22 protein-coding genes and 2 tRNA genes are annotated in these 26,669 nt (G+C 63.6%); 19 read left to right on the top strand and 5 right to left on the bottom strand.

Annotated elements, in window-relative coordinates:
- Positions 1-6 precede the first annotated feature (6 nt).
- A complete protein-coding gene (locus WNB94_RS15215; RefSeq protein WP_341391228.1) occupies positions 7-951 on the bottom strand; it encodes a glutathione S-transferase family protein in 945 nt (314 codons plus the stop codon).
- 65 nt (positions 952-1,016) lie between these two features.
- Between WNB94_RS15215 and WNB94_RS15210 the strand changes: the two genes are divergently transcribed.
- Positions 1,017-2,084 (top strand): GlxA family transcriptional regulator, encoded by a 1,068-nt coding sequence (locus WNB94_RS15210; RefSeq protein ID WP_341391227.1) that lies wholly within the window; start codon positions 1,017-1,019, stop codon positions 2,082-2,084.
- A gap of 17 nt (positions 2,085-2,101) precedes the next feature.
- On the opposite strand, the gene fabI is transcribed toward WNB94_RS15210, so the two are convergent.
- Complete coding sequence (gene fabI / locus WNB94_RS15205) at positions 2,102-2,893, bottom strand: enoyl-ACP reductase FabI (RefSeq protein ID WP_341391226.1); 792 nt, start codon at positions 2,891-2,893, stop codon at positions 2,102-2,104.
- A gap of 276 nt (positions 2,894-3,169) precedes the next feature.
- On the opposite strand from fabI, the gene WNB94_RS15200 reads away from it, so the two are divergent.
- The 11 genes from WNB94_RS15200 to WNB94_RS15150 all read left to right on the top strand — a co-directional run bounded on the left by WNB94_RS15200 (position 3,170) and on the right by WNB94_RS15150 (position 17,867).
- Positions 3,170-3,832: an LSm family protein gene (locus tag WNB94_RS15200; RefSeq protein ID WP_341391225.1), complete on the top strand. Its 663-nt coding sequence runs from the start codon at positions 3,170-3,172 to the stop codon at positions 3,830-3,832.
- Complete coding sequence (nusA, locus tag WNB94_RS15195; protein WP_341391224.1) at positions 3,829-5,304, top strand: transcription termination factor NusA; 1,476 nt, start codon at positions 3,829-3,831, stop codon at positions 5,302-5,304. Before WNB94_RS15200 ends, nusA begins: the two co-directional genes overlap by 4 nt.
- A gap of 62 nt (positions 5,305-5,366) precedes the next feature.
- Positions 5,367-8,384, top strand: a complete 3,018-nt coding sequence (gene infB / locus WNB94_RS15190; RefSeq protein WP_341391223.1) for a translation initiation factor IF-2 — start codon at positions 5,367-5,369, stop codon at positions 8,382-8,384.
- Between the two features lie 105 nt (positions 8,385-8,489).
- On the top strand, positions 8,490-8,864 hold the full coding sequence (rbfA, locus tag WNB94_RS15185; RefSeq protein WP_341391222.1) for a 30S ribosome-binding factor RbfA: 375 nt from the start codon (positions 8,490-8,492) through the stop codon (positions 8,862-8,864).
- A gap of 17 nt (positions 8,865-8,881) precedes the next feature.
- Positions 8,882-9,865, top strand: coding sequence for a tRNA pseudouridine(55) synthase TruB (truB, locus tag WNB94_RS15180; RefSeq protein WP_445819091.1), 984 nt, complete (start codon positions 8,882-8,884; stop codon positions 9,863-9,865).
- 21 nt (positions 9,866-9,886) lie between these two features.
- Positions 9,887-11,719, top strand: a complete 1,833-nt coding sequence (gene typA, locus WNB94_RS15175; RefSeq protein WP_341391220.1) for a translational GTPase TypA — start codon at positions 9,887-9,889, stop codon at positions 11,717-11,719.
- 155 nt (positions 11,720-11,874) lie between these two features.
- Positions 11,875-13,536, top strand: coding sequence for a GMC oxidoreductase (locus WNB94_RS15170; protein ID WP_341391219.1), 1,662 nt, complete (start codon positions 11,875-11,877; stop codon positions 13,534-13,536).
- Positions 13,537-13,609: 73 nt separating this feature from the next.
- Positions 13,610-14,746: an enoyl-CoA hydratase/isomerase family protein gene (locus WNB94_RS15165; protein WP_341391218.1), complete on the top strand. Its 1,137-nt coding sequence runs from the start codon at positions 13,610-13,612 to the stop codon at positions 14,744-14,746.
- A gap of 31 nt (positions 14,747-14,777) precedes the next feature.
- A complete protein-coding gene (gene dusA / locus WNB94_RS15160; protein ID WP_341391217.1) occupies positions 14,778-15,869 on the top strand; it encodes a tRNA dihydrouridine(20/20a) synthase DusA in 1,092 nt (363 codons plus the stop codon).
- Positions 15,866-17,203, top strand: a complete 1,338-nt coding sequence (locus tag WNB94_RS15155; RefSeq protein ID WP_341391216.1) for a TrkH family potassium uptake protein — start codon at positions 15,866-15,868, stop codon at positions 17,201-17,203. The genes dusA and WNB94_RS15155 overlap by 4 nt, the downstream gene beginning before the upstream one ends.
- A gap of 22 nt (positions 17,204-17,225) precedes the next feature.
- On the top strand, positions 17,226-17,867 hold the full coding sequence (locus tag WNB94_RS15150; RefSeq protein ID WP_341391215.1) for a potassium channel family protein: 642 nt from the start codon (positions 17,226-17,228) through the stop codon (positions 17,865-17,867).
- A 28-nt stretch (positions 17,868-17,895) separates the two neighbouring features.
- On the opposite strand, the gene WNB94_RS15145 is transcribed toward WNB94_RS15150, so the two are convergent.
- The 3 genes from WNB94_RS15145 to earP all read right to left on the bottom strand — a co-directional run bounded on the left by WNB94_RS15145 (position 17,896) and on the right by earP (position 20,828).
- Complete coding sequence (locus WNB94_RS15145) at positions 17,896-18,876, bottom strand: GGDEF domain-containing response regulator (protein ID WP_341391214.1); 981 nt, start codon at positions 18,874-18,876, stop codon at positions 17,896-17,898.
- A gap of 137 nt (positions 18,877-19,013) precedes the next feature.
- On the bottom strand, positions 19,014-19,568 hold the full coding sequence (gene efp, locus WNB94_RS15140) for an elongation factor P (RefSeq protein ID WP_341391213.1): 555 nt from the start codon (positions 19,566-19,568) through the stop codon (positions 19,014-19,016).
- Between the two features lie 102 nt (positions 19,569-19,670).
- A complete protein-coding gene (earP, locus tag WNB94_RS15135) occupies positions 19,671-20,828 on the bottom strand; it encodes an elongation factor P maturation arginine rhamnosyltransferase EarP (RefSeq protein WP_341391212.1) in 1,158 nt (385 codons plus the stop codon).
- Between the two features lie 27 nt (positions 20,829-20,855).
- Between earP and uvrC the strand changes: the two genes are divergently transcribed.
- The 7 genes from uvrC (at position 20,856) to WNB94_RS15100 (ending at position 26,658) form a co-directional block, all read left to right on the top strand.
- Positions 20,856-22,769: an excinuclease ABC subunit UvrC gene (uvrC, locus tag WNB94_RS15130; protein ID WP_341391211.1), complete on the top strand. Its 1,914-nt coding sequence runs from the start codon at positions 20,856-20,858 to the stop codon at positions 22,767-22,769.
- A gap of 40 nt (positions 22,770-22,809) precedes the next feature.
- Positions 22,810-23,307, top strand: a complete 498-nt coding sequence (locus tag WNB94_RS15125; protein WP_341391210.1) for a hypothetical protein — start codon at positions 22,810-22,812, stop codon at positions 23,305-23,307.
- Between the two features lie 28 nt (positions 23,308-23,335).
- A complete protein-coding gene (gene pgsA, locus WNB94_RS15120; RefSeq protein ID WP_341391209.1) occupies positions 23,336-23,902 on the top strand; it encodes a CDP-diacylglycerol--glycerol-3-phosphate 3-phosphatidyltransferase in 567 nt (188 codons plus the stop codon).
- A gap of 102 nt (positions 23,903-24,004) precedes the next feature.
- Positions 24,005-24,277, top strand: a complete 273-nt coding sequence (locus tag WNB94_RS15115) for an HU family DNA-binding protein (protein ID WP_341391208.1) — start codon at positions 24,005-24,007, stop codon at positions 24,275-24,277.
- 40 nt (positions 24,278-24,317) lie between these two features.
- Positions 24,318-24,393 (top strand) — tRNA-Val (locus WNB94_RS15110).
- A 209-nt stretch (positions 24,394-24,602) separates the two neighbouring features.
- Positions 24,603-26,552: a peptidylprolyl isomerase gene (locus tag WNB94_RS15105; RefSeq protein WP_341391207.1), complete on the top strand. Its 1,950-nt coding sequence runs from the start codon at positions 24,603-24,605 to the stop codon at positions 26,550-26,552.
- Positions 26,553-26,582: 30 nt separating this feature from the next.
- A tRNA-His gene (locus tag WNB94_RS15100) sits at positions 26,583-26,658 on the top strand.
- Positions 26,659-26,669 lie beyond the last annotated feature (11 nt).

Below are 26,669 nucleotides of genomic sequence, written 5' to 3'. Positions count from 1 at the left end.
GCAGTCTCAAACGGGTTCAATCCGGTAACCTGCGCGCGGAAAGTGCACATGCACCTCGCCGCAGCGCGCCGTGTGCAGACGAAGCGTCATGCGGTGATTCAGCAAGCTCACCAGGGCCCCGGTCACACTCGTGCCACGCCCCAGTTGTTCGGGCGTGACCACCACGGTTTGGCCGGCTTGCAGCCCGCCGCTCTCGGGGGTGAAGGGCTCGCAAGGCAAGGGGGCGGGCAGGGCCGCAGCGGCTTCGATCAAAGCCTCTTCAGCCGAGATTTCCTGCCGCTCTCCATGGCCGAACGCCGCCATGCGCCCCATCCAGGCCTGCGCCGCAGGGCAGTGAGAGAAATCGAATCCGCCGTTTTGCATGAACCACAAGGTGGCGTACAAGGTGAAATCGCCATTGCCAGGGGTGCTGCCGTTCACAAAGGGCGAGGTGCCACCCAGCGCGGTGCCCAGCCATCCCATGAGGCCTGTCAACTCTTGCGTGATGGTTGGCAGTGCTTGCTTGAGCGCCGCGCGATCCAGCGGGGCGCCGCGCAAGGCGGCACGGTCGGCCAGCAAAGCCTCCGGCAGCACGTCGGCCAATGCGCCAAAGGTGTAGCCCACCGCCTTGCCAAAGAGCACGTTGTCCACCCAGTGCGCGATGACGTCGTCAAAATGCCCACGACGCGCTGTCAGCGGAGGGGAGGGTGTCAGCCCGTCAAGCACTTCGGCGATCAGGCGGGTGTCGGCATAAACGTCGGCGCCCATTTGCAGCACCGGCACCTTGCGGTAGCCCCCCGTCAAGGCCGTCAGGTCTGGCTTGGGCGCGATGCGGGGCACCTTCACGGAGCGCCAGGCCAGGCCCTTGTAGCCCAGCATCAGGCGGGCTTTTTCGGCATAGGGGGACTCGTTGTAATGGTGCAGGATGGGCCGATGCATGGTGTGTGCGTCACGCGCAGGGGGCTGGAACATGCGCGCCATTGTGCGGATCCAGCGGTGCCCGTGGTATTGTCGTAAATGACATCTTTGAGGCTGATATGGACAATCATCGGAGCACACCTTCTGGTGCATCCGCCAGCGGCGGTGTGCGGGCACCCCGGCAGCGACACCGCATCGCGGTGGTGATCTGTCCCCAGCACAGTCTGGGCAGTGTGGGGTTGGTGCTTGACGTGTTTCGCATGGGCAACCAGATGCCTGGCCCTCATCGCTTCGAGCTCATTCGGGTGAGTGAGGATGGCGCGCCGGTCGCTCACCCGGATGGCCTGCTGGCCGTGGAGGGCGGGCCGGAGCGGCTTTCCGAGGCCACCCTGGTGGTGATCCCATCGCTGTGGACACAGGGCCCGGCCGCGGCCGCCAGCCATCCTCGTGTGATCGATGCCTTGCGGTCGTTGCCGGCATCCATCCGTGTCGTCACCTTGTGCTCTGGTGTGTTCCTGTTGGCCGCCACGGGGCGGCTGGATGGGCATGTGACCACCACCCACTGGATGCTGGCCGACGATCTGCAAGCGCGACACCCGGCTGTGGCGGTGGACGCGACCTTGAATCTGGCCCAATTTGAAGGGACCGACGGGGCTGACGGGGCCGATGGGACGGCGCCGCAGGGCGGGTGGTGGTGCTCAGGGGGATCGCTGGCGGGTGTGGATGCCTGTTTGCGCGCTATCCAGGCGCTGACTGACCGCGAAACCGCCAGGCAACTTGCCCGCATGCTGGTCACCGAACTGGATCGCGGCCCGCAGTCGCTGTACATGCCGCCACCCGGCTGGCGCCGTCATGCAGACGCTGACATCCGCCGATTACAGGATCAGATTGAGGCCGATTGCGCTGTGCCACTGTCACTCAATGATCTGGCCGAGCGCATCCACGTCAGTGTCAGAACCCTGCAGCGGCGCTTTCTGGCGGCCACGGGCGTGTCACCTTTGCAGTACCAGCAGGCTTTGCGGCTGGCGCGCGCGCAAGCCCTGCTGGAGGGCGGACGGTTGCCGGTGGCCGACGTGGCCGAAGCGGTGGGCTATGCCGACCGCGTCGCGTTCGGGCGGATATTCAAGCGGCACACGGGGCTCACGCCCGCCGCATGGCGCCTCAGGCACGCCGTGTCAGGCGTGTAAGGCGTGCCTTGAGCGCCTCATTCGCTCAGGTCGCCCAAGCCGCCCATCACGTGGCTGAACCCGCCGTCCACATAGGTGATCTCCGAGGTCACGCCGCCGGCCAGGTCAGACAGCATGAATGCGGCCACATTGCCCACGTCTTCGATGGTCACGTTGCGGCGCAGTGGGGCATTTTGTTCAACCACGCTCAGAATCTTGCTGAAACCCTTGATGCCCGAGGCGGCCAGTGTCTTGATCGGCCCGGCCGAGATGCCATTGACGCGGATGCCCCTGGGGCCCAGGCTGGCCGCGGTGTAGCGCACCGACGCCTCCAGCGATGCCTTGGCCAGTCCCATGGTGTTGTAGGCAGGCACGATGCGTTCAGCGCCCAGGTACGACAGCGTCAACAGGGCGGATTTGGGGTTCAGGTAGGGCAGAGCTGCCTTGGCCATGGCCGGAAAGCTGTAGGCCGAAATGTCATGGGCCACCCGAAAAGCTTCGCGCGACAGCCCGTCCAGGAAGTCGCCTGCGATGGCCTCGCGGGGGGCAAAGCCGATCGAGTGGACGAATCCGTCAAACGTGGGCCACACCTTCGCCAGGTCGGCAAACATCTGGGCGATTTGCTCGTCGCTGCCCACGTCGCAATCGAAAATCAGCTCGGAGTTGAACTCTTTGGCAAACTCGGTGGTGCGGTCCTTGAAGCGCTCGCCCACATAGCTGAAGGCCAGCTCAGCGCCTTCGCGGTGGCAGGCCTGGGCGATGCCGTAGGCGATCGAACGGTTGGACAGCAGGCCGGTGATGAGCAGGCGCTTGCCAGCAAGAAAACCCATGAACGCTCCAATATGGTGATCTGAATCAGGCCGGATTTTGGCACGGGTGTCGCATCTTCAAGGAATTTAGGGGGGTAGCCTTGTCCGAGGTCGTTCCTCAGGGTAAAATCCTGGTTTGGCTCTTTGGGCAGGCGCCCGCTGGCCGCTGACGCGTTGTGTCGTACTGCGGTGCCAGGTGTCCTGCGCGAAGCAGTTCGTCTCGTGTTTTCACGTGTGGGCGGATTTTTCCAGCCCATTTTTTTTGCTCGACTCTTTTTTGTTGAATCTCGCCGCTGGATGTCGTCCTGGTTGAACCTGATCGAGAGCACCGTCACGGGGCTCGGTTTTGAACTGGTGGACTGCGAACGCAGTTCCCAGGGCTTGTTGCGCGTCTACATCGACCGCCTGCCTGATCAAGCCTACGACCTGCCGGGCGATCTGGTCACGGTGGACGACTGCGAAAAGGTGACCCGCCAGTTGCAGTATGCGCTCGAAACCGTCGATGCAGACTACAGCCGGCTGGAGGTGTCTTCGCCGGGCGTGGACCGCCCCTTGAAGACGCCGGCGCATTTCGCCCGATTCATCGGCGAGCAAATCGAGATTGCACTGAAGCATCCCTTCCAGGGGCGCAAGCACTACAAGGGTGTGTTGTGCGCGTCTCCTGATGGCACGCCAGAGCAGATTGAAGCGGGGCAGGCATGGGGTTTGTTGCTGGCGCCGGCGCAGCCCAAGGCGCCTTTGTCTCGCACTGCGGCCAAGAAGCAGGCCAAGGCGATGGCCAAAGGCGAAGCGCCGGTCAGCGAAGAGGTCGATCAGGTCATGGGTTTCACGCTCGATGAGATCCGCGAGGCACGCCTGGTGCCCGTCGTGAGCTTCAAAGGGCGCAGAGCTGCGGCGCAGCCCGCAGCAGGTCAGGTTGCCGTTGATGAGGCGGAAGAACTCGGAGGTCAGAAGAAATGAATCGTGAATTGCTGATGTTGGTGGACGCCATCTCCCGCGAGAAAAGCGTGGAGCGCGATGTGGTGTTCGGTGCGGTCGAGCTGGCGTTGGCTTCGGCCACCAAGAAGCTCTACACCGGCGAGGTTGACATCCGCGTGTCCATCGACCGTGACACGGGTGAGTACGAAACCTTCCGCCGCTGGCTGGTCGTGCCCGACGAGGCCGGTCTGCAAAACCCCGATTCCGAAGAAATTCTCTCGGATGCGCGTGATCGCATCGACGACATCGACGTGGGTGACTACATCGAAGAGTCCGTTGAATCCGTGCCCATCGGTCGCATCGGTGCTCAAGCCGCCAAGCAAGTCATCCTGCAAAAGATCCGCGATGCCGAGCGCGAGCAACTGCTCAACGACTTCCTGTCGCGTGGCGAACGCATCTTCGTGGGCACCGTCAAGCGCCTGGACAAGGGCGATGTGATCGTGGAGTCGGGCCGTGTGGAAGGCCGCCTCAAGCGCACCGAGATGATCCCGAAGGAAAACCTGCGTTCGGGCGACCGTGTTCGTGCCTTCATTCTGGGCGTGGACCCCACCCAGCGTGGCCCGCAGATCATGCTGTCGCGTTCGTCGCCCGAGTTCATGATCGAGCTTTTCCGCCAGGAAGTGCCTGAAATCGAACAGGGCCTGCTGGACATCAAGAGCTGCGCCCGTGACGCCGGTTCGCGCGCCAAGATCGCCGTGCTGTCGCACGACAAGCGTGTCGACCCCATCGGCACCTGCGTGGGCGTGCGTGGTTCTCGTGTGACGGCCGTGACCAACGAGCTGGCTGGTGAGCGCGTGGACATCGTGTTGTGGTCTGAAGACCCTGCCCAGTTCGTCATTGGTGCCCTGGCGCCTGCCAACGTGCAGTCCATTTTTGTGGACGAAGAAAAGCACGCCATGGACGTCGTCGTGGATGAAGAAAACCTGGCCATCGCCATTGGCCGTGGTGGTCAGAACGTGCGTCTGGCCTCTGATCTGACCGGCTGGCGCATCAACATCATGACGGCCGAAGAGTCGGCTCAGAAGCAGGCGGTCGAAAGCGAAGGCGTGCGCAAGCTCTTCGTCGACAAGCTGGACGTGGACGAAGAGGTGGCCGACATCCTGATCGCCGAAGGCTTCACGAGCCTGGAAGAGGTGGCGTATGTGCCCATCCAGGAAATGCTGTCCATCGAATCCTTTGACGAAGACACCATCAACGAGCTGCGCAACCGCGCCAAGGACGCGCTCTTGACGATGGAGATCGCCAAGGAAGAAGAGGTGGAAGCCCTGTCCGAGAGCCTCAAGGGTCTCGACGGCCTCACGCCCGAGCTGATTGCCAAGCTGGCCGAGGCCGGCATCCATACCCGTGACGACCTGGCTGACCTGGCGGTGGACGAGCTCACCGACATGACCGGGGTTTCCGATGAACAGGCCCGCGCCTTGATCCTCAAGGCCCGCGAACACTGGTTCGCCTGATCGACCTCGTCCCACTGACGCCGCCACAATTTTTACGCAAGCTCATCGCAAGGATCTGAACAATGGCCGTGACCACCGTCGCACAATTTGCCGCGGAATTGAACCGCCCGGCAGCGACACTGCTGGAGCAGCTACAGTCTGCGGGCGTGCCCAAGGCATCGCCCGAAGACGTGCTCACGGAAGCCGACAAGGAGCGCCTGCTGGACCACCTGCGCACCGCTCACGGCACCGCCGGCGGTGATCGCAAGAAGATCACACTGACTCGCAAGTCGACCACCGAAATCAAGCAGGCAGACGCCTCTGGCAAGGCCCGGACCATCCAGGTCGAGGTCAAGAAAAAGCGCGTGTTCGTCAAGCGCGAAGACGGCAGTGAAACCACCGCCGACGCTGACCTCATGCGGCGTGAAGAAGAGGCCCGTGCCCAGGCGGAGGCCCTTCGCCAGCAGGAAGCCGAGCTGGCCGAAGCTCGCCGTGTGCGCGAGGAGCAAGAGCGTCGTGAGCGGGAAGAAGCCGAGGCCCGTGCCCGCGAAGCCGCCGAGCGCGCCGCCCGTGAGGCTGCCGAGCGTGAAGCGGCCGCCAAGGCCGCCGCTGCTGTGCCCGCTGGTGATGTGAGCGAAGATGACACCGAGCGTGAGGCCGTTGCAGCCCGTCGCGCTGCAGCCCAGCAGGCCGCTCGGGCGGAAGCTGCTGCATTGACGGCGGCCGCTCAGCGCGTGGCCAAGGGCGGCACCTTGCGTGCACCTGAAGACAAGGCCGAGGCCAAGCCGGTCGCAGAGGCGGCCCCTGAGGTCGCGCCGCAGGCCGAACCTGCCAAGACCGCAGAGGCGGACAAGGCCACGGACGCCGCAGAGGCGCCCAAGGCTGCGCCTGCCGTTCGCGTGGTCAAGGCGGCCGACATTGAAGCCGAAGAGCAAAAGCGCTTGGCCGACCTGGAGCGTCGCCGCAAGGCTGCCGAGGCCGAGGCTGCGGCCATTCGCGCCATGATGAATGCACCCAAGAAGGTGCTGACGGCCAAGAAGCCCGAGGAAGTCAAGCCCGCCGATGCCGCCGGCATCAAGGGCACGATCCACAAGCCCAAGGCCGCACCTGGTGCGACCACGGCCGGCGCTGGCGCCAAGCCGGGCGACAAGAAGTCGTTGAAGTCCGAGAAGCTCTCATCGAGCTGGGCCGACGACACCAAGAAGCGTGGCGCGCCGGCCAAGGGCCGTTCTGACGCGTCGTCTGGCAGCCGCAACGGCTGGAAGGCCCCCGGTGGCAAGGGTGGCCGTCGCGGCGACCGTGGCGACAGCCAATCCAATTTTGTGCCGCCCACAGAGCCTCAAGTGATCGAGGTGCACGTTCCGGAAACCATCTCGGTGGCCGATCTGGCGCACAAGATGTCCATCAAGGCCACGGAGCTGATCAAGCAGTTGATGAAACTGGGTCAGATGGTCACCATCAACCAGCAACTGGATCAGGAAACCGCCATGATCCTGGTCGAAGAAATGGGCCACAAGGCCTTCGCGGCCAAGCTGGACGACCCGGACGCCTTCCTGGAAGAAGAACACGCCCAGCAAGGCGCGGAGGTGTTCCCCCGCGCGCCGGTGGTCACCGTCATGGGTCACGTCGACCACGGCAAGACCTCGCTGCTGGACTACATCCGCACCTCTCGTGTGGCCGCTGGTGAAGCGGGTGGCATCACGCAGCACATCGGTGCCTACCATGTGGACACACCGCGCGGCATGATCACCTTCCTGGACACCCCGGGTCACGAAGCCTTCACGGCCATGCGTGCCCGTGGCGCCAAGGCCACCGACATCGTCATCCTGGTGGTGGCGGCCGACGACGGCGTCATGCCGCAAACGAAGGAAGCCATCCACCACGCCAAGGCGGCTGGTGTGCCCATCGTGGTGGCGGTCAACAAGATCGACAAGCCCGGTGTGAACCTCGAGCGCGTGACGCAAGAGCTGATCGCCGAGCAGGTGGTGCCCGAAGCCTATGGTGGTGAATCGCCGTTCTGTCCGGTGTCGGCCAAGACGGGGCAAGGCATCGATGAACTGCTGGAAAACGTGCTGCTGCAAGCCGAAGTGCTGGAGCTGACCGCGCCCAAGGAAGCCATGGCCAAGGGCCTGGTGATCGAAGCGCGTCTGGACAAGGGCCGCGGCCCGGTGGCCACGGTGCTGGTGCAGTCGGGTACGCTCAAGCGTGGTGATGTGGTGCTGGCCGGGGCTTCGTATGGTCGCGTTCGCGCCATGCTGGACGAAGACGGCAAGCCCGCCAATGAGGCAGGTCCGTCGATCCCGGTTGAAATCCAGGGTCTGACCGATGTGCCGTCGGCTGGTGATGAGTTCATGGTGCTGGCCGATGAGCGCCGCGCCCGTGAAATCGCCACCTTCCGTCAAGGCAAGTACCGCGATGTCAAGCTGGCCAAGCAACAGGCCGCCAAGCTGGAGAGCATGTTCGAGCAAATGGGTCAGGGCGGCGACGTCCAAACCCTGCCGCTCATCATCAAGGCCGACGTCCAGGGCTCGCAAGAAGCGCTGGCCACGTCCCTGCTCAAGCTGTCGACCGACGAGGTGCGTGTGCAGGTGGTGCATGCCGCTGTGGGTGGCATCTCCGAGTCCGACGTCAACCTGGCGATCGCTTCGAAGGCCGTGCTGATTGGCTTCAACACCCGTGCGGACGCCAATGCCCGCAAGGTGGCCGAGCACAATGGCGTGGACATCCGCTACTACAACATCATCTACGACGCCGTGGACGATGTGAAGGCAGCGATGGGCGGCATGCTGGCCCCCGAGCAGCGCGAAGAGATCATCGGCTCGGCCGAGATCCGTCAGGTGTTCGTGGCCTCGAAGATCGGCACCATCGCGGGTTGTATGGTCACCGACGGCGTCGTGCGTCGCAACGCCCGACTGCGCCTGTTGCGCGACAACGTGGTCATCTACACCGGCGAGCTGGAAGGCCTCAAGCGCTTCAAGGACGATGTCAAGGAAGTTCGCGAGGGCTTCGAGTGCGGCCTCAACATCAAGGGCTACAACGACATCAAGGAAGGCGACGTCCTCGAGTTCTTCGAAATCAAGGAAGTGGCCCGTACCCTGTAAGCCGGTTGCGACGCCATCCCCTGCAGCCCCGCCTGACCCCAGGCGGGGTTTGTGCTTGAAAGGGGGCGGCCCGAGCGCCCTGATGCGGTCCCGCTGGAGTTCACCATGCGCCATAAACGATCCATTCCCAACCGCGGCCTGCGTGTCGCTGACCAGATCCAGCGTGATCTGGCCGAACTCATCCGTGAACTGAAGGATCCGCGCATCGGCATGGTCACCCTCAGCAATGTGGAGGTCACGCCGGACTATGCGCACGCCAAGGTCTACTTTTCGCTGTTGATCGGTGACCCGACCGAGTGCGAGGCCGGTTTGAACGAGGCCGCGGGCTTCCTGCGCAATGGCCTGTTCAAGCGCCTGCAGATCCACACGGTGCCCACCTTGCACTTTCACTTCGACCGCACCACCGAGCGTGCGGCCGAGCTCAACGCCCTCATCAGCCGGGCGGTGGCCGACAAGGCCAAGGATGACGGGGAATCGTGAGCAACGCCAACGCATCGATCACTGCGCGTCCTGCACGGCTGCCTCGGCGGCAGGTGCATGGCGTGCTGCTGCTTGACAAGCCTTTGGGGCTGTCGAGCAACGATGCTTTGCAGAAGGTCAAACGCTTGTTCAGGGCCGAAAAAGCCGGCCACACCGGCACACTCGATCCCCTGGCCACGGGTTTGTTGCCTTTGTGTTTTGGTGCCGCCACCAAGTTTTCCCAGGTGTCGCTGGACGCCGACAAGCGTTACACCGCCACATTGAGGCTGGGTGAGACCACCACCACCGGCGATGCCGAAGGTGAGGTCATGCAGCGTCGCGAGGTATTGCCCGACATGGTGACGCCTGACCGGCTGTCATTGGCCTGTCAGGCCTTTGTGGGCCCGATCGAGCAGGTGCCGCCGATGTACTCGGCGCTCAAGCACGCCGGGCGTGCGCTGTACGAATATGCCCGCGAAGGCATCGAGATCGAGCGTGAGCCCCGCCGCGTGGTGATTCATGCGATTGACATCCTCAGCGCCGACCATGATGCCCTGATGATCGACGTGCGTTGCAGCAAAGGCACCTACATCCGAACGCTGGCCCAGGACATTGGTGAACACCTCGGGTGCGGCGCTCACCTGATTGGATTGCGCCGCACGGGCAGTGGCGGGGTGTCCCTGGAGGACGCCATCACCCTGGAGGCGCTGCAAACCATGACCGATACCGAACGAGACCGCCTGTTGCGTCCAGCCGATGTGTTGCTGGCCGATTGGCCGGATGTCAATCTGCCCGAGGCCGAGGCCGCCCGCTTTCTCACGGGATTGCGTCGGCGGGTGTCCTTGGGCAATATGCCGCAGGTTCGGGTTTATGGCCCGCATCCGGCAGCCCCACAAGATTCCTCACGTCGCATTCTGTTGGGCAGCGCCCATGTGCAAGGCGGCGAGTTGATCCCCAACCGCCTGCTGAGCCCGGCGGAGATCCAGGGCCTGCTCGTCCAGGCCAGCACCGCGACCCCCTGATTCCAGACCAGAGAGCTTTTCATGAGCACCCAGATCCGCAACATCGCCATCATCGCCCACGTGGACCATGGCAAGACCACCATGGTGGACCAACTGCTGCGCCAAAGCGGCACGTTCGCCGAGCACGAAAAAGTCGTCGACACCGTGATGGACAACAACGCCATCGAACGTGAGCGCGGCATCACCATCCTGGCCAAGAACTGCGCCGTGAGCTGGAATGGCACGCACATCAACATCGTCGACACCCCGGGCCACGCGGACTTCGGTGGTGAAGTCGAGCGCGCGTTGTCCATGGTCGATGGCGTGGTGCTGCTGATCGATGCCCAAGAAGGCCCGATGCCGCAAACGCGCTTCGTGACCAAGAAGGCGCTGGCCCTGGGCCTCAAGCCCATCGTCGTGGTCAACAAGGTGGACAAGCCGGGTGCCAAGCCCGACGCCGTGATCAATGCCGCCTTCGACCTGTTTGACAAGCTGGGTGCCACCGACGAGCAACTGGATTTCCCTGTGGTGTACGCCTCGGGCATCAACGGCTGGTCGTCGCTGGAAGAGGGCGAGCCGGGCGCCCAATGGGGCCCCGACATGTCGGCCCTGTTCGAGACCGTGCTCAAGCACGTGCAGCCGCACGCGGGCAACCCTGATGCCCCGCTGCAACTGCAGATTTCGGCGCTGGACTACAACTCGTTCGTGGGCCGCATCGGCGTGGGCCGCGTGAACGCCGGCAAGATCAAGCCCAACATGGACGTGGTCGTGATGGAAGGCCCGGATGGCAAGACCATCAAGGGCCGCATCAACCAGGTGCTGACGTTCCAGGGCCTGGACCGTGTGCAAGTGACCGAAGCCGGCCCAGGCGAGATCGTCCTGGTCAACGGCATTGAAGAGCTTGGCATTGGCGTGACCATCACCGATCCGGCCAACCCGTCGCCGCTGCCCATGCTGAAGGTGGACGAACCCACGCTGACGATGAACTTCTGCGTGAACACCTCGCCGCTGGCCGGCCGTGAAGGCAAGTTCGTGACCAGCCGCCAGATCTGGGACCGCCTGCAAAAAGAGCTGCAACACAACGTGGCCCTGCGCGTGTCCGAGACCGCTGAAGACGGCATCTTCGAAGTGTGCGGTCGTGGCGAACTGCACCTCACCATCCTGCTGGAGAACATGCGCCGTGAAGGCTATGAGCTGGCCGTCTCCAAGCCCCGCGTGATGTTCAAGGACGTCGATGGCGTGAAGTGCGAGCCCATGGAGCTGGTGACGGCCGACGTGGAAGAAATTCACCAAGGCGGCGTGATGCAGGCCCTGGGCCTGCGCAAGGGTGAAATGGTCAACATGGAGCCGGACGGCCAGGGCCGCGTGCGCCTGGAGTACCGCATTCCCGCGCGTGGTCTGATCGGCTTCAGCAACGAGTTTCTGAACCTGACGCGTGGCTCGGGCCTGATTTCGTCGATCTTTGACGGCTACGAGCCGCACAAGGGCGACATCGGCGGCCGCAAGAACGGCGTGCTGATCTCGATGGACGACGGTGAGATCTTCACCTATGCCCTGGGCAAGCTGGACGACCGTGGCCGCATGTTCGTCAAGGCCAACGACCCGGTGTACGAGGGCATGATCGTGGGCATCCACAGCCGCGAAAATGACCTGGTGGTGAACGCCACCCGCACCAAGCAGCTGACCAACTTCCGCGTGTCCGGCAAGGAAGACGCCATCAAGATCACGCCGCCGATCGACCTGACGCTGGAGTACGGTGTGGACTTCATCGACGACGATGAATTGGTCGAGATCACGCCCAAGAGCATCCGCCTGCGCAAACGCCACCTGAAGGAACACGAGCGCAAGCGCGCTGAGCGCGAAGCCAAGGCATGAGTAACCCTTGATGCCTGGCCCTTGACACCGCCCCGGAGTTTCCCGGGTTGTGGTTGATGGGGCGAACACATGGCCCGCACGGCAAATGCCGTTGGCGGGCCTTTTTCTTATGCTGTGCTCATCAATGACATGACTGGATGCAGGAGAACAATCCCATGAACAAGATGAGTCGTCGCGCCTGGGGCCGCCGCGTGCTGGCGGTGGGTGGGCAACTGGGTTTGAGCAGTGTGGCCCTTCCCGGACGGGTGCTGTCGACGGGCGTGATGCCCGGTGCTGCGGCCTTGGCGGGCTTGATGACGGACGCTGCTTATGCCGCCCAATGCGATGAACACGTGTCGAACCTGGTGGTGGGCACGGGCTACGGTGGTGCGGTGACGGCACTGCGGCTGGCGCGGGCGGGTCAGCCAGTGACCATGTTGGAGATGGGCCGCTTGTGGAACACCCCAGGCAAAGACGGCAACGTCTTTTGCAAACCGTTTTCGCCCGATGAGCGTGCGATGTGGTTCAAGGACCGCATCTCGGCCGTGTTTTCCACGATCGGCGGGGTGATCCCTGTCAGCAGCCTGCTGAAGGTGCCGGTGGCGGCGGGCATCCTGGATGTGGTGTCGTCCCCCAACATGGACGTGTACCTGGGACGTGGCGTGGGCGGTGGGTCGCTGGTGAACCTGGCCATGTTGATCACGCCGTACCGCGAAACCCTGCAACGCATCCTGCCGGCCGGCATCGACATCAACGAGTTATACAACGTGTACTACCCGCGCGCACGGGCCACCTTGGGCGCCAACAAGATTCGCCCCAGTTATTTTCAGAACAGCGCTTACCACCGCTATGCGCGTGTGGCCTGCACGCAGGCGGCCCGTGCGGGCTTCCAGTGGCGCACGCTGGATTCCGGTTACGACATGGCCTACATGGAGCAGGAAGAGGCGGGCCTGGTGCCCAAATCGGCCTTGGGCGCCGAAGGTGGCTTTGGCAACAACCATGGCAAGAAGAGCCTGGACAAGACCTACCTGGCCGAGGCCCTGGGCACGGGTCTGGTGCGCATCCAGCCCCTGACCGAGGTGACCTCGGTGACGCAGGCGCCCGATGGACGCTACGTGGTCACCACCAAGCAAATCGACGTGCTGGGCAATGTGCTGGCCAACAAGGTGATCAGTTGTGATCGCCTGTTCCTGGCCGGTGGCAGCATGGGCAGCACCCAGTTGTTGGTGAAGGCGCGAGAAACCGGTACGCTGCCCAAGCTCAATGAGCACATCGGTACGCGCTGGAGCTCGAACGGCGAAATCTTCATGGTGCGCAACGTCTACACGCCGACAGGCAGCAAGGCCTCGGTGTTGCCCGTCACCGGCATCGATGCCTACGATCACCGTGATCAGCAGGTGTACGCGATGAACATCGCCATCCCCCTGGGCATCGACCTCTTCAGCACGGCCCACATCACGATGACCCAAACGCCTGAGCTGGGGCGCTTTGCTTACGATGCGCAGAGCCAGCAGTCGGTGCTGCAGTGGTCTGCCAGCGCCAAGGAAGAGCCGATCAGAAGTGCGCGGGCCGTGTACGACAAGGTCAACCGGGCCAACTGGTCCACCTACAGCCGCAGCTGGTTTGGTGGCAAGATCGTGGGCGACAACGCCACCTACCATCCGCTGGGGGGGTGCCCCATCGGGCTGGCCACCGACGATGTGGGGCAGGTCCGGAACTATCCTGGTCTGTACGTGATGGACGCGGCGCTGTTCCCAGATTCGCTGGTGGCCAATCCAGCCCTGTCGGTGACGGCTTTTGCCGAGCGCAACATCGAGAGGATCATTGCACGCATGTGAGGCAGCAGATCGCTGTGCGCTATCCTGATGTCGCCTGCATGGCGTCGCAGGCGACATCATGGTGTAGCCAACAATGAGTCTGAACAGTCTGATCCGGACGGATGTGATCGGCGGCCTGGGGGTGATCACCCTGAACAGGCCCCAGGCCCTCAATGCGTTGACGCTTGAGATGGTGCGCGAGTTGACCACGGTCTTGCGTGGCTGGGCCCATGATGCGGCGGTGTATGCGGTGCTGCTGCACGGCAGCGCGCGGCCCCCCAAGGAAGGTCAGCACCCGACGACTCACTTCTGTGCTGGCGGCGACATCCGTTTCATGCACGATGCCGCCCTCGCAGGCGACCTGGCGCTCGACGACTTCTTCACAGAAGAGTACGCACTGGATCACCTGATCCATGTGTATCCCAAACCCACGGTGGCGTGGATCGAAGGCGTGTGCATGGGCGGCGGCATGGGCCTGGTGCAGGGCTGTCAGTTGCGCGTGGTGACTGAGTCGGTGCGCATGGCCATGCCAGAGACCCGCATTGGCCTGTTTCCGGATGTGGCAGGAGGCTACTTCCTGTCGAGGTGCAGCGGAGCGGTGGGCGAGTACCTGGGTTTGGTCGGGCCCCACCTGCACCTCACCGATGCGCTCACCCTGGGCTTGGCCGATGACCATGCGCGCAGCGACAGCTTGCCCGCCTTGCTCGACGGGCTGCAAGCCCACCCGGCGGCGGACAGTGACGAGCTGATGGCGCGTGTGGGCACGCATGTTCAGGCCCAGGCCTTGTCGCAACTGCCGCAGGCCACCATCACCCAGCATCTGGACCAGATCAACCGGCACTTCAGCCTGCCCACACTGGCCGAGATCCAAGCCAGTCTGCAGGACGACGACAGCGAGTGGGCCCGCGCCACGCTGCGACAGATGGATGGCCACTCGCCACTGATGATGGCCGTGACGCTGGAACAGGTTCGCCGGGCCCGCAGCATGCCCTTGGCCGAGGTCTTTCGCATGGAGCGCACGATGGTGCGGCACTGTTTTCAGCTGCGCAAGGGCGCCGACAGCGAGACGGTGGAGGGCGTGCGTGCCTTGGCGGTGGACAAGGACCACCGGCCCCGCTGGCAACCAGCGCAGGTCGCCGAGGTCACGCCAGCGATGGTGGAGGCTTTCTTTGAGCCGGTGTGGCCTTTGCACGCCCACCCGCTGCGCGATCTGACCGAGTGCGCAGGATGAGTGAGCTCAGGATGCGTACACTTCGGTCCTGATGTCTGATCTGCCCACGTCCCCCCAGCCCTTCGAGGCTTCCACTGGTTTGAGCCCCTGGCGTGCCTGCGTCGCGCCCATGCTCGACTGGACGGACCCTCATTGCAGGTACTTTCACCGTCTGTTGAGCCGCCATGCCCGGCTGTACACCGAGATGCTGACCACCGGTGCGCTGGTGCATGGCCAGATGCATCGGTTTTTGGACTACAACGCCGAAGAGCACCCGGTGGCGCTGCAATTGGGGGGCAGCGAGCCGGCCGATCTGGCCCACTGTGCGCGACTGGCACAGCAGTGGGGCTATGACGAGGTCAACTTGAACTGCGGCTGTCCCAGCGAGCGCGTGCAGCGGGGCGCTTTCGGCGCCTGTCTGATGAGCGAGGCCTCGCTGGTGGCGGATTGCGTCAAGGCCATGATCGACGCGGTGGGCGGTGATCCCAAGGTGCCCATCACGGTCAAGCACCGCATCGGCATCGACAAGATCGAGAGCTACGACTTTGTGCGTGACTTTGTGGGAACGGTGGCCAACGCGGGCTGTGAGGTCTTCATCGTGCACGCACGCAATGCCTGGCTCAAGGGCTTGAGCCCGAAAGAAAACCGCGAGATCCCGCCACTGCGCTACGGTTTCGTGCACCAGCTCAAGCGCGACTTTCCACACCTGACCATCGTGATCAATGGTGGGCTGGCCGACAACGCCGCCTGCCTGGCACAATTGCAGCCCGGGGCCGTGCTGGACGACGTGGCCCTGGACGGCGTGATGGTGGGCCGCGCGGCGTACCACACGCCCTGGATGCTCAGCGAATGGGACGAGTTGTTGTTCGGCCAGCCGGGGCGCAGCGAGCCCCTCACGCGCGAGGCCGTGGAGGCCGCCATGGTGGCTTACGTGGAGCATCAAATGGCCCGCACCCATGGGTGGGAGCACGGCGAGGTGCGTTGGCCGCAGGTCATTCGCCACATCCTGGGCCTCTACCATGGGCTCAAGGGGGCCCGTCGTTGGCGCCAGGTGTGGTCAGACCACACGCTCAAGCACCGCCAGCCCAGTGAGGTGATGCGCCTGGCCCATCAGCGGCCACAGGATGGGGCGCAGGCCGCATGATTCAGCGTGGGCAGCTCACCCAGCCCACCGCGGTGCTGGTGCTGATCTTTGTGCTGGTCATCGCGCTGGGCACGGCCCTGCTCATGTTGCCTGCCGCGCGTTCACCAGGCGCTCCTGAAACCACGTTTCTGATGGCGTTGTTCACCTCCACATCGGCGGTGTGTGTCACCGGCCTGGTGGTGGTGGACACGGCCACCCATTGGTCGCCAACGGGGCACGTCATCCTGATGATCTTGTTTCAGCTTGGGGGCTTCGGGATGATGACGGCCGCGACCCTCCTGGGTTTCCTCGTCAACCGTCAGATGCGGATGAAGTCCAAGCTGTTGCTGCAGACCGAAACCCATGCGTTGGCGGTGGGTGACGTCAAGGGCATTGCCAAGATTGTGCTGGGCATGACGTTGCTGGTGGAGTTGCTCATGGCGATCTGCCTGGCACTGCGCTTCTGGTGGGGGCACGAGATGTCGTTTGCCCAGGCCCTCTGGTACGGCGTGTTTCACTCGGTGTCTGCCTTCAACAGTGCAGGTTTTGCATTGTGGTCGGACGGTTTGACCGGTTTTGTCGGTGATCCCTGGATACTGTCGCCGGTGATGCTGGCCTCGTTCATTGGCGGTTTGGGGTTTCCGGTGCTGCACGAGCTGATGCGGCGTCGCCGCCGTGCCACCTTGTCGCTGCACGTGGTGCTCACCCTGTGGGGCACCACATTTTTGTACGTGCTCGGGGCCATCGTTTTTTTCATGGCTGAACGCCACCGGCCCGAAACACTGGGGGTGTTGAGTGGTGGTGACGCAGGCATGGCGGCGCTGTTCACGTCGGTGGCTGCTCGGTCATCGGGCTTCAACGTGATCGATCTGGGGCAACTCAGCCAGTTCTCGATGACCTTGCACTACGCGCTGATGTTCATTGGTGGAGGCAGCGCTTCCACGGCCGGTGGCGTCAAGGTCACCACTTTTTTTGTGCTGCTGCTGGTGGTCTGGAATGAGATCCGAGGCAATCAGGATGTGGAGTTTCGGCGCCGACGCATTGCCGAGTCGGCTCAGCGTCAGGCCTTGACCTTGCTCGTGCTGAGTTCGGCCTCGGTGGCGTTGGGCGTCATGTTGCTTTTGCCTTTGTCCGACCTGCCGTATCACTTGGTGCTGTATGAGGTGATTTCGGCGTTTGCCAACGTGGGCTCTTCTACTGGCATCACGGCCAACTTGCCCGCTGGCGGCCAGTTCCTGCTGGTGGTGCTCATGTTCATCGGTCGGGTGGGCGTGGTCACGCTGGCGGTCGCGCTGGCCATGAACCACACACGTCGACCCTATCGCTATCCGGAGGAAAAGCCAATTGTTGGGTAACAGAAAACCATCAGGCGACAGCGTGGTCGTCATCGGCCTGGGGCGGTTTGGCTCTTCGGTGGCGCTCGCCTTGCACGAACTGGGGCACGATGTGCTGGCCATTGACGACGATGCCGAGGGCGTGCAGTCCATGTCGGGCAAGTTGCCCCATGTGGTTCAGGCCGATACCACCGACATTGAAACGCTCAAGCAGTTGGGCGTGCAGGACTTTGCGCATGCGGTGGTCAGCATCGGTACCGACCTGGAGTCCAGCGTGCTGACGGTGCTCAACCTCAGCCAGGTGGGGGTCAGAGACATCTGGGCCAAGGCCACCACGCCGCAGTATGGGCGCATCCTCGAAAAGGTGGGGGCGCACCACGTCGTGTACCCCGAGTCCGACATGGGCGAGCGTGTGGCGCACCTGGTCACCGGCAAGATGATCGACTTCATCGAGTTCGAAGACAGCTTTGCCATCGCCAAGACGCGCTCCATGCGTGAAAGTCATGGCAAGCCCTTGTCGGAATCCAACATCCGCCAGAAGTACGGCATCACCGTGGTCGGCATCAAACGACGTCACCAGGACTTCATCTATGCCCAGCCTGACACCGTCATTCAGGCGGGCGATTTGCTGGTGGTGGCCGGTCCGACCCAGGCCATTGAACGCTTTGCCGCGCGCATCATCTGAGCGGCGCATCGGCCTTGCGGCCCTGGCCTCAAATCGTGGCCATGCCGGGGGCCGATTGCAGCGAGTCCAGTTGCATTTCCAGGCTGAAGAACCTGTTGCGTCCATTGGACTTGGCCCGGTACAGGGCTTCGTCTGCACGCATCAGCAGTGATTGAGCGGTGGTCTCGGCGTCAGGCACACAGGTGGTGATGCCTCCTGAGATCGTGACCAGTGAGCCCAGTGGCGAGTCCGGGTGGGGCAGGGCCTGCTGGTTGAGCATCTGCTGCAGGGCCCGGGCAAATGTCATGGCGCCCGACTTGGGTGTGTTGGGCAAGATCAGGCCGAACTCTTCGCCGCCATAGCGGGCAGCCTGGTCGCAGGGCCGGCGACAGACCGATTTCAACAAGCTGGCGATGTGCTGCAGGCAGCGATCGCCTTCGAGGTGCCCCTGGCTGTCGTTGTAGCGCTTGAAGTGATCCACGTCACACAGGATGAGGGTCAGTGGTTCTCCGCTGCGACGGGCTGCGGCGATCTGGGCGTGCAGTTCGGCATTGAAGCTGCGCCGGTTGGCCAGCCCGGTCAGGTCATCGTGCGCACTTTGATGGCGAAGGTGCTCGTTGGCCCGTCGGAGCTCTTCGGCCACGCTGATCAGTTGCCGGCGCATGTCCAGCAGGCGCTGCATGGCCAGCAGTTTGGAGCGCAGCACCATCTCGGACACGGGCTTGATCAGGTAGTCGTCGCCACCGGCTTCGATGCCCTGCCAAAGGTCAACATCATGGTCCATGCTGGACAGGAAGATGATGGGCGTCCATTGGGCGCCTTCGGCTTCGCGGATCTGCCTGGCCAGCCAGTAGCCATCCTGATCCGGCAGCACCACGTCCAGCAACAGCAGGTCAGGGTGCTCGGCATGGAATATGTCCAGTGCCTGCGTGGCGTGTTCGGCCTGAAATACCTGGTGGCCATGGTGCTCAAGCACCTGCGTGACGGCTCCCCTGAGGGCCGCCTGATCTTCCACCAGAAGCACGCGCATCGTTGCACCTTGTCGCCGTTGACATCGGTTTATCGGTCAGGACGGCGGCGACTTGAGTGCGTTTGGCCATGAAAAAGCGCCCCGAAGGGCGCTGATGTGCACGTGAGCGTCATGCCGGGGCACCGCCCCTGGCGTTCTCAGACGCGCTTCTTGTATTCGTTGGTGCGGGTGTCGATTTCGATCTTGTCACCGGAGTCCACGAACAGGGGCACCGAGATCTCGAAACCGGTGCCGACGATGCGGGCAGGCTTCATGACCTTGCCGGAAGTGTCGCCCTTGACGGCGGGCTCGGTTTCGATTTCGCGCACGATGGTGGTGGGCAGTTCAACGGAGATGGCCTTGCCGTCGTAGAACACCACTTCCACTTCCATGCCGTCTTGCAGGTAGTTGACGGCGTCGCCCATGTTCTCGGCTTCGACCTCGAACTGGTTGTATTCGGCGTCCATGAACGCATACATCGGGTCGGCAAAGTAGGAGTAGGTGCACTCCTTCTTGTCGAGGATGATCTGGTCCATCTTGTCGTCAGCCTTGAAAACCACTTCGGCGCCAGCACCGTTCAGCAGGTTCTTCATCTTCATGCGGACGGTGGCTGCGCCACGGCCGCCACGGCTGTATTCGGTCTTGAGCACGACCATCGGGTCCTTGCCCTGCATGATCACGTTGCCAGCGCGGATTTCTTGTGCGAGTTTCATGGTGGATTCCCGGTCGGGTCTTGAATCGGATCTTACGTAGGATCCTCGGTCGGATCTTGGGATACGCCGAGCGCTGTCACGCGAAGCGCAAAACCCAATATTCTACTCTGGCTGGATGACAAATTGCAGGGCGAAATCGGTCAACTGGCTGCAGAGGTCACGTTGACGCAGGGCTTTTTCGCGGCTGAGCCGGCCATGCTGGCGCCAGCGAGACAGGTCCGGCAGGTCTGGCAAGCTGGTGCGGTGCCCTTGTCTGTCCATGTCGGCCTGCGCGCTCAGGCCGTTCCACGCCCGCCACCAGATCGACACCTGCTCACGCAGGTCTGGGGGCCAGTCGTGCATCCAGTGCTGCATGAAGGCCTCCAGCTTGTCTGCATGCACGCCATCGTCCTGGGGGTAGATGTGCCAGGCGTGGGGCCGTCCAGCCCACAGCGCCCGCACGGCGGAGTCTTCTCCACGCACGAGGTTGAGGTCGCAGCTCCACAGCAAGTGATCAAATTCGGGCTGAGGCAGCGCCGGCAGGTGGTGCAAGGCCAGGTGGGGTGTCGCGGTGCCAGGGTTGGCTTCGTGCCACCGTTGCCCCAGGGCGCTGGCGTGGCCCGGGGTCAGCAGCACATGCGTGGTGGCGCCCGCACGCAAGGGGGTGGTTCTCCACCGGTCCAGCAGGGCGCCCAATGGCGCGTCGGCATAACAAAACACCGAGACCAGCGCATCGTCCGGCCGGGGGTACACCCCCAGTGAGGCCAACCATTGGCGCTGCGCCTCGGGCGTGAAGGCCTGCTGTCGGTCCAGCAGGTCGGGTTCTCGCATCAGCCCGCCCGTTGCTTGAGTGAAGCCAGGGTAGAAAAACCACTTGTTCAGCCCCGCGCCGGGCCCACTGCATACCGGGGAGCGCAGACCATGGCAGCGCTCCACATACGCCTCGGCGCTGAGGTATTCCAGGTTGATCCACACCGGTGGGCTGGGCCGCACCATGCGGGCAACGAAAGGGGCAGGCAGTTCACACCCAAAAGCTTCGATCACGATGTCGCCTGCCGCGAGGTTCTGGATGCGGGCAGCGTCTTCGGCCTCCTGCCAGGCCCGCAGTGTCACGGCCGGCCAGGCGCTGAGGCCTTCCGGGGCCATCCAGGTCAGGGCAGAGGCATCGTCCACCCACAGGCGAACCTGGTGGCCACGCTTCACCAGATCGCGGCTCAAGCGCCAGCACACGCCGATGTCGCCGTGGTTGTCGATGACCCGGCAGAAGATGTCCCACAGCATCGGCGGATTATGCGCACAATGCGCGCCATGACGACGCACGTTGATACACCGACTGACGCGCCTGAAGACGATCGGGACGCCTTGTGGCAGCGCCTGCTCAAAGAGGTGGCCTCATTGCCTGGTTTGCCAGGGGTTTACCGCTACTTTGATGCACAGGGCGACGTTCTGTATGTGGGCAAGGCGCGCGACCTGAAAAAGCGCGTGTCGAGCTACTTTCACAAGAACCATGGCGGCACCCGCATCGGGCACATGGTGTCGCGCATCGCGCGCATGGAAACCACCGTGGTGCGCAGCGAAGCCGAGGCCTTGCTGCTTGAAAACAACCTGATCAAAACGTTGAACCCCCGGTTCAACATCCTGTTTCGGGACGACAAGAGCTATCCCTATCTCAAGCTGGCGGCCCACCAGTTTCCGCGCATGGCGTATTACCGTGGCGCGGTGGACCGCAAGCATCGCTACTTCGGGCCGTACCCCAACGCCTGGGCCGTGAAGGAGACCATCCAGCTGCTGCAGAAGGTGTTTTTGCTGCGCACCTGCGAAGACTCTGTCTACAACCACCGCACGCGGCCTTGCCTGCTGTACCAGATCAAGCGCTGCAGCGGCCCCTGTGTGGGCCTGATCGGCGAAGATGACTACCGTCGGGATGTGGCCCGGGCCGAGCGGTTTCTGCTGGGCGACACCGATGCGGTGCTGGCCGACCTGCAGGCACAGATGATGGCCCACGCCGAAGCGCTGGCTTACGAGAAAGCCGCTGAGGTGCGCAACCAGATCTCGGCCTTGTCACGGGTGCTGCACCAGCAGACCGTGGACACGGTGATGGACAAGGACGTGGATGTGCTGGCGGTGAAGGTGCTCGGTGGCCGGGCCTGCGTGAACCTGGCCATGGTGCGTGGCGGGCGGCATTTGGGCGATCGTGCTTATTTCCCGGTGCACGTGCAGGACCATGTGGTCGAGCCCGACACCGACGCGCAGCCCGTGGACGTCGTGGTGCTGGAAGCCTTTCTGGCGCAGCATTACCTGGATGGCGCCGTGCCGAATGTGCTGATCTTGTCTCACCCTGTGGCGCAGGGCCTGATTGAAGCGCTGGAAGTGCAGGCCGGCCGCAAGGTGCATGTGGTGCTCCAGCCCCGCGAGCAGCGGCGCAGCTGGCTGGACATGGCGGTCAAGGGCGCCGAGCTTGCGCTGGCGCGGCTGCTGAGCGAGGAGGGCTCTCAACAGGCCCGTACCAGGGCGCTGGTCGAGGCGCTCGATCTGGCGCCCGAGGCCCCCGAGGGCGAAGACCCCATGGCCCGCTTGCGCATCGAATGTTTTGACATCAGCCATACCGCTGGCGAAGCCACCCAGGCCTCCTGTGTGGTGTACGAGCAGCACAAGATGCAGGCCGGCCAGTACCGCCGATACAACATCACCAACGTCACTGGCGGTGACGATTACGCCGCCATGAAGCAGGTGCTGGAGCGCCGTTACGGCGAGTCGGGCCTGAAAGCGGCCCGCTTGCCCGACATCGTGCTGGTCGACGGCGGCAAGGGGCAGGTGGCCATGGCCCGCGAGGTGTTCGAGCGCCTGGGGCTGCCCATCGAAGTGATCGTGGGCGTGGAGAAGGGGGAGGGGCGCAAGGTGGGCCTGGAGGAGTTGGTGTTTGCCGATGGTCGCCCCAAGCTGCAACTGGCGCCCACCTCCGCAGCGCTGATGCTGGTGGCCCAGATCAGAGACGAGGCGCACCGATTTGCCATCACCGGCATGCGTGCCAAACGTGCCAGCGTGCGCACCGGGGGCAGCAAGCTGGAAGATATTCCCGGGGTGGGGCCCAAACGGCGTGCGAAACTGCTGCAACGGTTTGGTGGGGTCCGAGGAGTGGCTGCTGCCAGCGTGGACGACCTGGCCAGCGTCGACGGCATATCCACCGAACTGGCCGAGGAGATTTACCGTGCCTTGCGATGACGTTCTGGCAAGGTGGCCAAGGCGCCGCCTGGTGGGGGTGATGGCGGCGGCTGGCCTGGTCGGCTTGTCGGGCTGCGCAGGTTTGCCATGGCAGGGGCAGCCACCCGAGCCAGCACCCGCACCCCCGGCATCATCCAAACGCCTGCCCGACGCGCCTGCGCCGGCTGCTGTGGAGGCGGGCCCGGTCAAGCTGTCGGCACCGGCCACGCCCAGAGACTGGACCCATGCACGCCGTCAGGCGGCTGAGCGCCTGGTGGCGGCCAATCCGCACCTGGCCTACGGCGACCGCACCCCGGATGTGCTGCTGGCCATTCCCGTCATGAGCATCGAGCTCAATGCCGATGGCAGCGTGCGCCGAATCGAGGTGATGCGTTATCCCAAACAGGCCCGTGACACGGTGCAACTGGCCGTCCAGGCCATCCGCAACGCCGCGCCTTTTGGCAATGTGTCGCGCCTGCCCAAACCCTGGCGTTTCAATGAGACGTTTTTGTTCAACGACCACCGGAAGTTCAAACCGATGACCCTGGATCGCCGTTGAGGCGACCGGGCTCGCGGCACAATGCCACATGTTCTGGACACTGCCCACCTTGCTGACCTGGGCGCGGATCGTTGCGATTCCGCTGATCGTGGGTTTGTATTACCTGCCCTGGCCTCCGCGCGAGGTCAACACGCTGGCCGCCGGCCTGTTCGTGATCGTGGCACTCACCGACTGGGCGGACGGCTGGCTGGCCCGCAGGCTCAACCAGACGTCGTCGTTCGGCGCCTTCCTGGATCCGGTGGCCGACAAATTCCTGGTTTGTGCGTCTTTGCTGATTTTGCTGCAGCTCGATCGCGTCAACGCCTTGGTCGCGCTGATCATCATTGGCCGAGAAATCGCGATTTCTGCACTGCGCGAATGGATGGCGCAGATCGGGGCCTCCCGCAGCGTGGCCGTTCACATGCTGGGCAAACTCAAGACGGCGGCGCAGATGGTGGCCATCGTGCTGTTGTTGTATGACGCATCGCTGCCCTTGCTGGGCTCGACTCGCACCTGGGGCACCTGGTTGATGTACGCGGCCGCAGGTCTGACGGTCTGGTCGATGGTTTACTACCTGCAAAAAGCACTGCCCGACATCCGCGCCAAGGCGCGTTGAGGGGCGGTGGTGCCTTGGGCGCCGCCTGTCAAGTCAGGATGTCCGCGATGCCCTGATCTTGCAAATGGCGCCATGATGGTCTGTTGACGCATGGAGGGCGCGGTGAACAAGGCAGAACTGATTGATCACATCGCACGCGAGGCCGACATTTCTCGCCTGTCTGCAGCCAGGGCACTGGAGGCAGCGCTGGGTGGCATGTGCGGCGCACTCCAGCGGGGTGAGCCCGTGTCGCTGGTGGGTTTTGGCACGTTCGTGGTCAGCACCCGCGCTGCACGTGAGGGCCGCAACCCTCGAACCGGCGAGCCGGTCAAAATCCGCAAGGCCAAGGTGCCCAAGTTCCGGCCTGGCAAGGCGCTCAAAGACGCCCTGAACTGACACGGCTTCAAGTGAGTTTACAATCCGGCCTCGTTGAGTCGGGTGCTTAGCTCAGTTGGTAGAGCGGCGCCCTTACAAGGCGTAGGTCGGGGGTTCGAACCCCTCAGCACCCACCACCGACTCATCCCTGCACGGCACCTTCGGGTGCTTTTTTCTTGGGCTCGGGTTTGTGCTGAGGCACGGGCCTCGCATTGGCCCTGCCGGCTGAACAAACCTGGGTAAAATGGATCGCAGTCAGGCGAACCGCGGTTCGCCTTTGTTTTGACTGTCTGACCATCAGCCCCCGCAGCAGCTTTGGCTGAATTCGCTGGGGTGGTCCCGCACCATGTTCGATTTCGTTCGCAATAACACCCGCATCCTGCAGGGCCTTCTGGTCTTGCTGATCCTGCCATCCTTCGTGTTCTTCGGCATCCAGGGCTACTCCAGCTTCATGGATCAGGATGGATCGGTGGCCTCGGTGGGGCGCCAGAAAATCACCAAGATGGAGTGGGACAACGCCCACCGCCAGCTCGTGGACCGGACCCGCGCCCAGCAACCCGACATCGACGTGGCCTTGCTGGACACGCCGGCGGCGCGTCGGGAATCGCTGGAGGGGCTGGTGCGCCAGGTGGTTCTGGCCCGGGTGGCCCAAGACCAGCGACTGGTCGTGCCGCCATCGCGTGTGGTGCGCATTTTCCAGAGCGATCCGCAGTTCGCGGCGGTTCGCAATCCAGATGGCACCCCCAACAAGGCGCTGCTTGAGGCCCAGGGCATGAGCTCGGCACAGCTGGAGGCCCTGCTCCGCCAGGAATTGGTGCTGGGTCAGGTGCTGGGCGGTGTGTCTCGCACTGGTTTTGCGCCAGCCACCTCCAACCGGCTTGCGGTTGAGGCACTCTTTCAGGTGCGTGAAGTGCAATGGCTGCGCCTGGACCCGGCCGCCTACAAGGCCGGCCTGGCACCTTCTGCCGAGCAATTGCAGGCCTTCTACAACGATCCGGCCAATGCATCGTGGTTGATGGCACCCGAGCAAGCCGACATCGAATACGTGGTGCTGGACCTGGATTCGCTCAAGAAAGACGTGACCGTGTCCGAGGACGATCTTCGGGCCAGCTATGAACAAAACAAGGCGCGCTTCACCACGCCTGAAGAGCGCCGAGCCAGTCACATCCTGATCGGCGCCGCGGCATCGGCCACGGCAGAGCAAAAAGCCGCCGCACGAAAGAAGGCTGAAGAACTGCTGGCCGAGTTGCGCAAGAACCCCGCTGCATTTGCCGAGCTCGCGCGCAAGCACTCCGAAGACCCTGGCTCTGCGGCCAATGGCGGAGACCTGGAGTACTTTGGGCGCGGCGACATGACGCCACCCTTTGATGCCGCCGTCTATCAGCTCAAGCAGGGCCAGATCAGCGATGTGGTGGAAACCGACTTCGGATTTCACATCATTCAGGTCACCGGCATCCGTGGTGGACAAGTGCAGCCGTTCGAGGCCGTGCGAACCCAACTGGAAGAAGAGGCCCGCCGCCAACTGGCCCAACGGCAATACGTGGATGCGGCCGAGCGGTTCACCAACACGGTGTTCGAGCAGGCAGACTCCTTGCAGCCCGTGGCCGACGAGCTGAAGCTGAAAGTGCAAACCGCCAAGGGCGTGTTGCGTCAGCCTCAGCCTGGCGAAACCGGCATCCTGGCCAATCGCCGCTTGCTGGAAGCCTTGTTTGACCCCGCCAACCGCAGCAAAGCCCGCAACACAGAGGCCGTGGAAACCGGCCCCAACCAACTGGTGTCTGCGCGCGTGGTGCAATACCGGCCCGCCGCCCGCCAACCGCTGGAGGCCGTCAAGGCCGAGCTGACCGAGCGTTGGGTCGCTGCCGAGGCCCTCAAGCGTGCCAAGGCGGACGCGCTCAAGCGCATGGAAGCGGGCAAGACCAATCCTGAGGCCGCCGGGCTGCCCGCGCCTGTGTCGATGTCGCGCCGCACCATCTTCTCGCAGCCCCCCGCCGTGCTCGATGAGGCACTTCGCATTCCGCAAGCGCAACTGCCTGCCTGGACGGTGGTGGAGCTGGGTGCCGACGGCGTGGCACTGCTGAAGGTCAACAAGGTGCTGCCGCTGGAGATCTCGGCCCAGGAGCTGAAGGAAACGCGCAGCCAATTCGGCAACTACTGGGCCAAAGCCGAGGCCGACGCCTACTTCCGCGCGCTCAAGCGCGAGCAGAAGGTGCGCTTCCTGAACGAGGGTGCCAAGGTGGTCGAGGCCGGCACGGCGGATTCGCAACAGGCCGCAGCCCAGGCGGCCTCTCGCTGAAAAACTGCTATACTCTATGTCTTTCCGGTGGTGGCTGTAGCTCAGTTGGTAGAGTCCCAGATTGTGATTCTGGTTGTCGTGGGTTCGAGTCCCATCAGCCACCCCACCGAACACCAA

The organism is Aquabacterium sp. A3, assembly GCF_038069945.1.
Lineage (GTDB): Bacteria > Pseudomonadota > Gammaproteobacteria > Burkholderiales > Burkholderiaceae_C > Aquabacterium.
The sequence above is the reverse complement of the archived record's forward strand: the minus strand, read 5'-3'. Positions and strand labels throughout refer to the sequence as shown.

Excerpts from the sequence above, each read along its gene's own strand:
- WNB94_RS15215 (WP_341391228.1), bottom strand. The coding sequence starts at position 951 with ATGTTCCAGCCCCCTGCGCGTGACGCACACACCATGCATCGGCCCATC.
- WNB94_RS15210 (WP_341391227.1), top strand. The coding sequence starts at position 1,017 with ATGGACAATCATCGGAGCACACCTTCTGGTGCATCCGCCAGCGGCGGT.
- fabI (WP_341391226.1), bottom strand. The coding sequence starts at position 2,893 with ATGGGTTTTCTTGCTGGCAAGCGCCTGCTCATCACCGGCCTGCTGTCC.
- WNB94_RS15200 (WP_341391225.1), top strand. The coding sequence starts at position 3,170 with ATGTCGTCCTGGTTGAACCTGATCGAGAGCACCGTCACGGGGCTCGGT.
- nusA (WP_341391224.1), top strand. The coding sequence starts at position 3,829 with ATGAATCGTGAATTGCTGATGTTGGTGGACGCCATCTCCCGCGAGAAA.
- infB (WP_341391223.1), top strand. The coding sequence starts at position 5,367 with ATGGCCGTGACCACCGTCGCACAATTTGCCGCGGAATTGAACCGCCCG.
- rbfA (WP_341391222.1), top strand. The coding sequence starts at position 8,490 with ATGCGCCATAAACGATCCATTCCCAACCGCGGCCTGCGTGTCGCTGAC.
- typA (WP_341391220.1), top strand. The coding sequence starts at position 9,887 with ATGAGCACCCAGATCCGCAACATCGCCATCATCGCCCACGTGGACCAT.
- WNB94_RS15170 (WP_341391219.1), top strand. The coding sequence starts at position 11,875 with ATGAACAAGATGAGTCGTCGCGCCTGGGGCCGCCGCGTGCTGGCGGTG.
- WNB94_RS15165 (WP_341391218.1), top strand. The coding sequence starts at position 13,610 with ATGAGTCTGAACAGTCTGATCCGGACGGATGTGATCGGCGGCCTGGGG.
- dusA (WP_341391217.1), top strand. The coding sequence starts at position 14,778 with ATGTCTGATCTGCCCACGTCCCCCCAGCCCTTCGAGGCTTCCACTGGT.
- WNB94_RS15155 (WP_341391216.1), top strand. The coding sequence starts at position 15,866 with ATGATTCAGCGTGGGCAGCTCACCCAGCCCACCGCGGTGCTGGTGCTG.
- WNB94_RS15145 (WP_341391214.1), bottom strand. The coding sequence starts at position 18,876 with ATGCGCGTGCTTCTGGTGGAAGATCAGGCGGCCCTCAGGGGAGCCGTC.
- efp (WP_341391213.1), bottom strand. The coding sequence starts at position 19,568 with ATGAAACTCGCACAAGAAATCCGCGCTGGCAACGTGATCATGCAGGGC.
- earP (WP_341391212.1), bottom strand. The coding sequence starts at position 20,828 with ATGCTGTGGGACATCTTCTGCCGGGTCATCGACAACCACGGCGACATC.
- uvrC (WP_341391211.1), top strand. The coding sequence starts at position 20,856 with ATGACGACGCACGTTGATACACCGACTGACGCGCCTGAAGACGATCGG.
- WNB94_RS15125 (WP_341391210.1), top strand. The coding sequence starts at position 22,810 with ATGGCGGCGGCTGGCCTGGTCGGCTTGTCGGGCTGCGCAGGTTTGCCA.
- pgsA (WP_341391209.1), top strand. The coding sequence starts at position 23,336 with ATGTTCTGGACACTGCCCACCTTGCTGACCTGGGCGCGGATCGTTGCG.
- WNB94_RS15105 (WP_341391207.1), top strand. The coding sequence starts at position 24,603 with ATGTTCGATTTCGTTCGCAATAACACCCGCATCCTGCAGGGCCTTCTG.